Raw genomic sequence first — 5,674 nt, forward strand, 5'->3', positions numbered from 1 at the left:
GGCGACCGGCTCACCGGCACGGTGGAGCACGTCCCGGACGCGGGCGCCGCGGACGTGCTGTTCGTCGCGGCCGCGGGGCCCGAGGGCCCGGTGCTGGCCGTGGTCGACCCCGGCGCCGACGGGGTGCGGGTGCAGCGGTGCGGCTCGTTCGACGTGACCCGCCCGGTCGCCCGGGTCGTCCTCGACGGGGCGACCGGAACCGTACTCGCCACCGGCGCGGACGCCGACGGCGCGCTGCGGCACGCCTTCCGCACCGCCGGGGCGCTGCTCGCCGCCGAACAGGCCGGCATCGCCCGCCGGCTGCTCGACCTGACCGTCGCCTACGCGAAGGAGCGGCTGCAGTTCGGCAGGCCCATCGGGTCGTTCCAGGCGGTCAAGCACCGGTGCGCGGACATGCTCGTCGCCGTCGAACAGGCCCGGACCGCGGCGCTGCACGCGGCCTGGGCGGTCGACGACCCGCGCGTCGACGATGCCGACCTCGCCGTGTCGATCGCGCAGGCCACCTGTTCGGAGACGGCGTACCGGGTCGCCGCCGACGCGGTGCAGCTGCACGGCGGGATCGGCTTCACCTGGGAGCACGTCGCGCACCTGTACTACAAGCGCGCCGTCGCCGACGCGGCGCTGCTCGGGTCCGCCGAGGCCCACCGCGAGCGCATCGCCGCGCTGGTGCTGGACACCCTCGGCGACGACGTCCGCGAGCCCCGGGTGGCGACCGGCTGAGCGCGGGGGGGGGCGGGTCAGACCTTGTTCAGGCCCGGCTCCCGGTCCGGCACCACGAACGACGCCGCCGTGCGCACCGTGGCACCGGGCTCGCTGATCCGGGACACGGTGCGGAAGTCCGCGCGCATCTGCGCGGAGGTGAAGGTCGCCAGCACGTAGCCGCGCCGGTCGAGCGACCACACCGAGCTGCCGCTGCCACCGGACTTCGCGTCGCCGTCGCCGTCGCCGCCGGAGGTGACCGAGGTGGTGACGAGCTCGGTGCCGGCGATCCGGTCGTCGGCACCGGGGATCTCGTTGGCGTGGTGGACGTGCTCGTCGCCGGTGAGGACGACGGCGTTGCGCACGCCCGCCTCGGTCCAGCCGCGGACGACCCGCTCCCGGGACCCGGTGAACTCCCCCCAGGTGCCGGACTTGCCGCCCCGGCGCGGGGCGAAGAACACCTGCTGGGCCAGCACGTCCCAGCCCGCGGCGGAGTCGGTCAGCCCGCGCAGCAGCCAGCGTTCCTGGTCGGCGCCGAGCATCGAGCCGCGCATCCGGTACTGGCGGGTGTCCAGGACGTGGAAGGTGGCGAGCGAGCCCCACTCCAGCCGCCGGTAGAGCTGCATGTCCGGGCCGTCGGGCACCGAGGCGCGGCGCAGCGGCATGTGCTCGTAGTACGCCTGGGCCGCGGCCCGGCGCCGGTCGGGCGTCGCGCCATCCCAGTCGTTGACGACCTCGTGGTCGTCCCACACCACCACCCACGGGGCGACGGCGTGGGCGGCGCGCAGGTCGTCGTCGGAGCGCTGGTGGGCGTGCGTACGCCGGTAGCCGGCGAGGTTCTTCGGCTCCGGCGGGCCCGGGTCGCGGACCTCCCCGCGGTCGGTCTCGTAGAAGTAGTCGCCCAGGTGCAGGACGAGATCGGGGGCGTCGGCGGCCATCCCGCGGTAGGCGGTGAAGTGGCCCGCACCGAACTTCGCGCACGACGCCGTCGCGATGGTCAGCGAGGCGGCGGCCGCCCCCGCCGCGGGCGCGGTCCGGGTGCGCGCGACGGGGGAGAGGTGGCCACCGGTACGGAACCGGTAGAAGTACTCGCGGCCCGGGGCGAGTCCCGCGGGCTCGGCGTGCACGCTGTGCGCGAGTTCGCGGGTGGCGGTCTCCGTGCCGCGCGACACGACGCGGGCGAAGCGCTCGTCCTCGGCGACCTCCCACTCGACCTCGACCGCCCGGTCGGGCATCCCGCCGCGGCCGTCCTCGGCGTCGGGCTCGGGGGCGAGCCGGGTCCACAGGACCATCCCGTCGGGCGACGGGTCGCCCGAGGCGACGCCGAGGGTGAACGGGTCGGGCGTCGTCGCCTGGCGCAGGGCACCGGCGAACCAGCGGGGCACGGCGGCGGGCTCACCGCCGGGCGTGGCCGGCACCAGCCCGGCGACCGCGGCCCCGAGGGTGCCGAGCAGCACGCTGCGGCGTGGCAGTGCGGTCACACGTCCTCCTGTGCGTGGTGGTCGGGGAGAACCGTCCATGCTCCGCCCCGGCGACCCCGACGGCGGTGCGCACGCGCCGGGGCCGGTGTCGCCGGACGAGTGAATCACCGCGGGTACCCGGCCACGGGCGATCGGCCGGAACCGGCCGGGTGCACACCCGGTCCCCCGCGGCACGCCCGCACCGACGACTGATATGCAGTGACTTGCATCACATCCAGGCTCACGTCGAACCTCCGCTCGTCGAGTCACGAAAACAGTTCATCGGGATCGCGTCCGCTCGCGGCCCGCGACCGCGACGCCCTCGACGTCGCGGTCGGAATCGTGCCGCTCTGCCCCCGAAAATGTGTGAGTCGGGGGTCGGTCGATCATAAATATTGACTATGTAACGCGCTGGAAATGGTCGACGATTCTGCCCGTACACGCTCGTACTGCCGGGGGATGACGATGGTGTCGAAAGACGGGGTGATGACCGCCGGGCCTGTGCGCGAACAGGAATCGCGCACGGCGTCCGAGTCGGAACACGCTGTCGTGATCGCTTTCACAGCGATCATCACGGAGCTGCTCGACGCACCCGTGCGGCCGGACGACCACTTCTTCGTCGACGCCGGTGCCGACTCGATGGTCCTCGCCCGGTTCTGTGCGCGGGTCCGGCAGCGGCCCGACCTGCCGCACGTCGCGATGACCGACGTCTACGCCCACCCCACCGTGGCCGGGCTGGCCGCGGCACTCGCCCCGTCGGTCGCGCGCTCCGCTCGCACCGTCGACGACGTGCGCGAAGGCTACCGGGCGATCCTCGCCGAGCTGGTCGGCGCCGACGTCGGGGCCGACGCCGACGTGTTCGCCGACCTCGGTGCCGACTCCATGACGATGACCCGCTTCTGCGCCAGGGTCCGCCGCCGCGACGACCTGCCCGACGTCGCGATGACCGACGTCTACGCCCACCCCACCGCCGCCGGTCTGGCCGTCGCGCTCGCCGGCGACGCCGGTCCCGTGCCGGACGAGGCACCGCCCGCGCTGCCGGTCCCGACCGGCACCACCCGCGCCTACGTACTGTGCGGCGCGGCGCAGCTGCTCACCTTCGTCGTGTTCACCCTCGCCTATGGCACCCTGCTCGGCGCCGTGTTCCAGTGGATCGCCCTCGGCACCGGGCTGCTGGACTTCTACCTGCGCTCGCTGGCCGCGGTGGCGGTGGCCTTCACGGTGTTCGCGGTGCTCCCGATCGCCGCGAAGTGGCTGCTCGTCGGCCGGTGGACCGAGCGCGAGATCCCGCTGTGGAGCGCCGCGTACTACCGGTTCTGGCTGGCCAGGACCCTGGTCCGCACCAACCCGCTGCTGCTGGTCGCCGCGGGCTCGCCGCTGCTGCCGCTCTACCTGCGGCTGCTCGGCGCCCGGATCGGACCCGGCGTGGTCATGCTGGCGCGCACCATCCCGGCCTGCCCGGACCTGCTCACGATCGGCGCGAACACCGTGCTGCGCAAGGACTCGATCCTGTCCTGCTACCGCGCCGAGCCGGGCATCATCCGGACCGGCCGGGTCACGATCGGTGCCCGCGTCGTCGTCGGCGAGGCGTCGGTGATCGACATCGGGACCGAGATCGGCGACGGCGGACGGCTCGCCCACGCCTCCTCGCTGCACACCGGCCAGGTCGTCCCGGCCGGTGCGACCTGGTGGGGCACTCCGGCCCGCCCGGGCGGCGGAGACCCCGGCGCCGGGGTCTCGGCGACGATCGGTCGGGCCCGGCGCGCCGGCTATGCGACCGGCCAGCTCGGCTGGCTGCTGCTGGTCTGGCTGCCGCTGGGCACCGGTGTGGTCGACGTCGTGCTGGCGTCCGTGCCGACGCTGGCGGCGGTGATCGGCAGCGGGGCCGCCGGGGTGGTCTCGTCCCAGCTCTGGCTCGACGCCCTCGTCAGCTCGACCAGCCTGCTCCTCGCCGGGACGGCCGTCGGTCTGTTCGGGGCCGCAGTGGTCGCGCGCGTGCTGTCGCTCGGGCTCACCGAGGGACGTCCGTACCCCCTCTACGGCCTGCGATACACGTTGCAGCGCACCGTGTTACGGATCACGAACGTCCGGTTCTTCACCTATCTGCTCGGCGACAGCTCCTACATCGTCGATTACCTCCGGATCATCGGACACGATCTCCGGCGGACCCCGCAGACGGGGACGAACTTCGGGACGGCGGTGAAGCAGGAGACGCCGTTCGCGAGCTCGATCGGAACCGGCACGATGGTCGCCGACGGTTTGTCCATCGTCAATGTCGACTATTCGGACACCGCATTCGTCGTGAACCGGACACGGATTGCGTCGAACTCGTTCCTGGGCAACAGGATCGTGTGGACGGCCGGCTCCAGGGTCGGCGACGACTGCCTGATCGCCACCAAGACGCTCGTCCCCACGGACGGCCGGGTGCGGACCGGGGTCGGGCTCCTCGGCTCGCCGCCGTTCGAGATCCCCCGCACCGTCGCCCGGGACTCGATGTTCGGCCACCTGCACACCGGCCTCGACCTGCACGACCGGCTGCGCGCCAAGAACCGCTACAACCGCCGCACCATCGCCCTGGCCGTGGCGTTCCGGTGGGGTGCCCTGTTCGGGGTCACCCTGCTCACCCTGATCGTCGCCGCCCTGCTGGCGCCGCTGGGTCCGGTCGCGGTCGGGGTGCAGCTGCTGCTGTCGCTGCTGTTCACGATGACGTACACGATCACCGTCGAGCGGCTCACCGTCGCCGGGCGCCGCCGGCTGCAGCCCCGCTTCTGCTCGGTCTACGACCCGTACTTCTGGTGGCACGAGCGGTACTGGAAGCTCGTGGTGCAGGGCTGGGACCGGATGCTCGCCGGAACCCCGTTCAAGAACCTCGTCACCCGCGCCCTCGGCGTGCAGATCGGCCGCCGCGTGTTCGACGACGGGTGCAACATGACCGACCGCACGCTCGTGCGCATCGGCGACGACGTCGTCCTCAACGCCGGGTCGGTGCTGCAGTGCCACTCGCAGGAGGACGGCACCTTCAAGTCCGACTTCATCTCCGTCGGCACCGGCGCCTGTCTCGATGTCGGCGCCTTCGTCCACTACGGCGCCGTCGTCGGCGACGCCGCCCGCATCGGCTGCGACGCCTTCCTCATGAAGGGCGAGGACGTCCCCGCCGGTGCCGTCTGGGAGGGCAACCCGGCCGCCGCCCCGCGGTCCCGCCCCGCCCCGGCCCCGCTGCTGAACGGAGAGACCGCACGATGACCGGCACGCTCGCCGACCCCGCCACCACGACCACCCGCGAGTACTGGACCCGGGTGCTGCTCACCGGCGGCGCCACCCCGGCCCCGTCGTGGACGGCGACACCCCGGCCCGGGACCGCCGTGCACACCGAGCCGATCCCGCGGGACGCGGTCGCCTCCGTCGCCGCGGTGACCGGCGTGGAGCCCGGCGCGGTGCTGCTCGCCGCGCACGCCGCCGTCCTCGCGGCCCTGTCCGGCGACACCGAGGTGACCGCCGGTGTCCCGGCCCGCGCC

At 73.6% G+C, this 5,674-nt stretch carries 4 protein-coding genes; 3 read left to right on the plus strand and 1 reads right to left on the minus strand.

What is annotated here, in order from left to right:
- The coding region (locus GTW08_RS17530) for an acyl-CoA dehydrogenase family protein (RefSeq protein WP_161152235.1) at nt 1-720 on the plus strand (720 nt) is incomplete at its 5' end.
- Between the two features lie 17 nt (nt 721-737).
- Here the strand turns inward: GTW08_RS17530 and GTW08_RS17535 are convergent.
- Complete coding sequence (locus tag GTW08_RS17535; RefSeq protein ID WP_304580052.1) at nt 738-2,180, minus strand: alkaline phosphatase D family protein; 1,443 nt, start codon at nt 2,178-2,180, stop codon at nt 738-740.
- Nucleotides 2,181-2,708: 528 nt separating this feature from the next.
- On the opposite strand from GTW08_RS17535, the gene GTW08_RS17540 reads away from it, so the two are divergent.
- Together GTW08_RS17540 and GTW08_RS17545 are read left to right on the plus strand one after the other, a co-directional pair.
- The gene (locus GTW08_RS17540) at nt 2,709-5,402 is read left to right on the plus strand and encodes a Pls/PosA family non-ribosomal peptide synthetase (protein WP_304580053.1); all 2,694 of its coding nucleotides are present in this window, start codon (nt 2,709-2,711) and stop codon (nt 5,400-5,402) included.
- The coding region (locus tag GTW08_RS17545; protein ID WP_161152236.1) for a hypothetical protein at nt 5,399-5,674 on the plus strand (276 nt) is incomplete at its 3' end. The genes GTW08_RS17540 and GTW08_RS17545, both read left to right, overlap by 4 nt.

The sequence above is a fragment of the Pseudonocardia sp. SID8383 genome (assembly GCF_009864975.1).
Classification (GTDB): domain Bacteria; phylum Actinomycetota; class Actinomycetes; order Mycobacteriales; family Pseudonocardiaceae; genus Pseudonocardia; species Pseudonocardia alni.